Annotated in this window: 4 protein-coding genes; 3 read left to right on the forward strand and 1 reads right to left on the reverse strand. The window is 31.5% G+C overall.

Going from position 1 to position 4,437, the window contains the following annotated elements:
- The first annotated feature begins 171 nt into the window (after positions 1-171).
- The 3 genes from GOQ24_RS12495 (at position 172) to GOQ24_RS12505 (ending at position 2,707) form a co-directional block, all read left to right on the forward strand.
- Complete coding sequence (locus GOQ24_RS12495; protein WP_155092424.1) at positions 172-1,008, forward strand: flagellar motor protein MotB; 837 nt, start codon at positions 172-174, stop codon at positions 1,006-1,008.
- Between the two features lie 243 nt (positions 1,009-1,251).
- Complete coding sequence (locus GOQ24_RS12500; protein WP_155092423.1) at positions 1,252-2,199, forward strand: metallophosphoesterase; 948 nt, start codon at positions 1,252-1,254, stop codon at positions 2,197-2,199.
- 94 nt (positions 2,200-2,293) lie between these two features.
- A complete protein-coding gene (locus GOQ24_RS12505; protein ID WP_155092422.1) occupies positions 2,294-2,707 on the forward strand; it encodes an EamA family transporter in 414 nt (137 codons plus the stop codon).
- Between the two features lie 38 nt (positions 2,708-2,745).
- Here GOQ24_RS12505 and GOQ24_RS12510 read toward each other — a convergent pair whose 3' ends face one another.
- On the reverse strand, positions 2,746-4,248 hold the full coding sequence (locus GOQ24_RS12510) for a hypothetical protein (RefSeq protein WP_155092421.1): 1,503 nt from the start codon (positions 4,246-4,248) through the stop codon (positions 2,746-2,748).
- Positions 4,249-4,437 lie beyond the last annotated feature (189 nt).

Consider the following 4,437-nt stretch of genomic DNA (forward strand, 5'->3'; position numbering starts at 1 on the left):
GTGCTAACTCCCCTATTAAATCATATTACCAAGTTTCATCAATTGTTTGGCAGTATTTTATTTCTAATAGAAAAAAGTATATTAAATAATTTTAATGCAAATTAACTGAGCGTTATATCAATAATTGCATACAATTTGATATATTTGGTACGAAATTCAATCAGTTTAATTATGAAAAAAGTAATTTTAGGTTTATCTGTTGTTGCTTTAGGTTTAACTTCTTGTGGTACACAACAAAAAATCGCAGATTTAGAAGCTAAGAACAAAGAAATACAAGATTTGTTAAATACTTGTACAGTTAAGTTAAATTCAACTATTGCTGAAAAACAAGCTTTAGCTAACCAAGTAGATTATTTAAAAAAGAATACATCTGACTTAATTAGCAATGTTGGTAACTTGACAATGTTATCTTCTAAAGGAGCAGAAAATCTTGAAAAATCATTAGAGAGTTTAAAAGAGAAAGATCTTAAAATCTCTCGTTTACAAGATGCTATCACGAAAAAAGATTCTGTGACATTAGCATTAGTTAGAAGTGTTAAGAAAGAAGTTGGATTTGATGATCCAGATATCCAAGTGAACGTAGAAAAAGGAGTTGTTTATATTTCAATTGCGGATAAATTATTATTCAAAACAGCAAGTTGGGATGTAAATACAAATGCTAAAAACGTTTTGGCAAAAGTAGCTAAAATCGCACAAAGCAAACCTGAGTTCGAAGTAATGGTAGAAGGGCACACTGATAATGTGCCAATTAAGAACGCTAATATGCGTGACAACTGGGACTTGAGTGTTAAGCGTGCTGCTTCTATTGTTCAAGTTTTACAAAAAGACTTTAATATCGCACCTGAAAGATTAGTTGCTGCTGGACGTGGAGAATACCAACCTCTAGTAGAGAACGATTCAAACGATAACAAAGCAAGAAATAGAAGAACAAGAATTGTTCTATTACCGAAAATTGATCAATTCTATGATATGATCGAGAAAGAAATGAAAGATTTAGCTAAACAATAAATCTTAACTAAACCACCTTTTAAAGGTGGTTTTTTTATTTTACAACAAACTACCAAGTACTGATTAGGATAAAAGCTATTGACCTTTAACTTTTAGCTTATTAATCAACTGCATGCTATTGCATTTAAAAATTACCTCTCTCCCAAATATGCTCAATGCATAGGTTTTTTCTATAAAATCATTCTTTGTATTATAAATTTCACTAAATTTAGAATATAACATACCAAAATCAAATATTGCAACATGAATAATTCTATTCCTCAAAACTTTAATAACTTCGATATAATTGGAGATATACATGGACATAGCAACGATTTAAAAAAACTCCTATCCGCTCTTGGATATTCAATAAAAAACAACACCTATCAACATCCTGAAAGAAAAGTTCTCTTTTTAGGAGATTATATAGATCGAGGAGTTAATGTGGTAGAAGTATTAGAAATAGTAAAGAATATGGTAGAGAGCGGCAATGCCATTGCATTAATGGGAAATCACGAGTACAATGCTATTTGCTACAATACGTTATCTTCACAAGGTACATATCTACGAGAACACAGCAAAAAGAACTTTAATCAACACGCAATCACTATGGCTGCCTTTATGCAATATCCACAATTGTATAAAATGTATATAGATTGGTTCAAGACTCTACCACTCTTTTATGAGAATGATTCTTTCCGAGCTGTACACGCTTGTTGGGATACAGAAAACATAGAATATCTTAAAAGCCAACTGACAAATAATTGCCTTACTACAGACCTACTTGAAGAATCAAGCTTAGAAGGCACCGAGTTACACAAAGCTGTATATGAAACATTAAAGGGAAAAGAAATTACCCTCCCTAAAAACCAAACTTTTATTGATAAAGACGGAGTTCTAAGAACTGAATTTCGAATTAAATGGTGGCAAATACCTGCCGAATCAACCTATCAAGCTATAAGTGCATTACCAATTAGAGATCTGCCTGCAGATGATTTTGACAGCTCGAAGATTAACTTTTACAGCAAAGAAGATAAGCCCGTTTTCTTTGGTCATTATTGGATGAAATTACAAGCAAACCAACGAGCGAGAATACTAAGTGAAAATAGCTGTTGCTTAGATTACAGCGTAGCTAAAGAAGGCAGTTTAGTTTGCTACAGATATAGTGGAGAACAAAAATTAGATTCAAAACAAATTAATTACATAAAGTAAAAAAGAGACAAAGATGCTATACTTCTATATTTAGCATCTTTTCTTTTTTCTAATTCTCTACTATAAACTAACTTTACCACTTAAAAACATTCTTATGTGGAAGTACTATGCTTTATTATCTGCTATTTTTGCTGCCTTAACGGCTATATTATCTAAATTAGGTGTAAAGGGAGTCAATGGCAATATTGCAACCGCAATTCGAACTACAGTGGTTCTCTTTCTTGCCTGGGGTATTGTATTATTTACAACTGAACTCAAAAGCTTTAAAGAATTATCCAAACAAAACTTATACTTCTTAATCGCCTCTGGATTAGCCACAGGGTTATCGTGGATATTCTACTTCAAAGCATTAGAAACAGGAGAAGTTTCAAAGGTCGCTCCAATAGATAAATTAAGCATTGTATTTGTCATGATTATCTCTTTTATTTTCTTAAAAGAACCAATGGATCTAAAAACAATACTTGGAGGCACACTCATTTTTGCTGGAGCACTTGTATTAATTCTATAGTATCTTAAGATAACAACTCATTCTATTAAACAGGATTTTCAATCAACTTCAATAGGTAGTTCTTCAATTTTCTGAATACCTGTTCGCTGCACTAACATTCTAAACCTTCTATAAGCAACCTGATCCAGGTTCTTAAACTGTACAATCACATTAAGATAGTAGACTTTATCCGCTAAGACCATTTCTACTTGACCTTTTGAACTAAGCTCACTTAATGTATAACCCGTAATATGAGGATTATCCATACGTTGGGCAATACGAGTTATATTAAAATTCACAATGTCATTGATTCCTTCAAAAGAATACGTTTCTTCTTTCATTGCATTTATATTATCCAACCTTACTTTCTTTCTATACAGGATAATTTTTTCGTTGTGTATCTTATTTTCAACTTCCAAGAGAGCCGAACGACTGCGTATATTCAATACCTCCTCAGGTACCTTATCGTCCGTTATAAAGTCAACAGCCTCTTTGATCCATCCCACTTTCTCATCCTTGATACTAATTGCCGTTTTGTGATCAAAGTACTTTCCACCAAGCTTACCTGCAAAATAAAAGCGCATTAACTCCTTTATCCTGTCCTTTAGAATATAAGATATAACCAACGCTACAAACAAAGGCATAGTAAAATTCCCGTATTTCTGCTGGAAAGAAAAAGCAACAATAGTAGCAAATATCATCGATGTTCCTGCAGCCAAACTATAGTAAATTTGCTGAACTAATACCCCATCACCATCTCTCTTCTTTGTGGAGTTTAGTATTAAATCGGATTCTATGTACTTATTAAGCATCAAATGCCTATAAATAACTTTCTGATTATTCTCTTTATCACCCTGTATTAAGTCAACATAGCCATTCTTAGCCATATACTCCTTCTCTGTAAGGATTAAATCCTTTAGATAAATTATAAGGTCAGAGAACTGGTTTTTAAAACTCGCTTCTAAGTAATTAAGCAATAAAAATGAATGCTGAAGTATAGCATATGATAAAAACTCATCGCTAAAATTAAAATAGTTATAAACTTGTTCTTCTTCTTGTCTATAGGAGATAATATCTCTTAGTTGACGAAATTTTGTGCGAATTTCTTCAATGCTATCAATAAACAACTGAACTTTCTCTTTCATAAGATTAAGATCGTTAGCTTGTTTTACTTCACTAATAAAGTCCCGTATAGCACTTCTAAAGATAGCCATAAACATTTTCAACTGAAACTCATACTCGTAAAGATTACCTTCCTTCTTTTCAATATCTAACGTTTGACATAACGCAAGCATTGCAGCTCGAAGATTATTATACGGTATAGCACCTTTGTTGACAATCTCCTCCAATCGATAAATCGGCGTGATAAACCTCACTTTTGACTTCACATCTGAATAAAATTGATTCTTAGAATATGTAGAAGAATTTATATCTAAGCTATTTGGAATAAAAATCCATGAATTAATATCAAACTCACTAAACTTTTCATTCTCATCAATTGAGAACTTAGTCTTCATTTCTAAGGAGAATGAATTTCTAATATATGTTTCTATATCTACCATAATCACATACAATCAAATTATAAACAAACAGAATTAATCTATTAAATATCAATACCAAAAGTAGTTAAAACAAGTAAATTAGACTATAAATAGCGTAATTAATAACAACATTATAGAAAATGACTATTTATGTCATTTAATTTCTTCTAACCAATTATACTACTATTCGCATATTATACATAAAATAAT

This window comes from Myroides sp. LoEW2-1, assembly GCF_009767705.1.
Taxonomy (GTDB): domain Bacteria; phylum Bacteroidota; class Bacteroidia; order Flavobacteriales; family Flavobacteriaceae; genus Flavobacterium; species Flavobacterium album_A.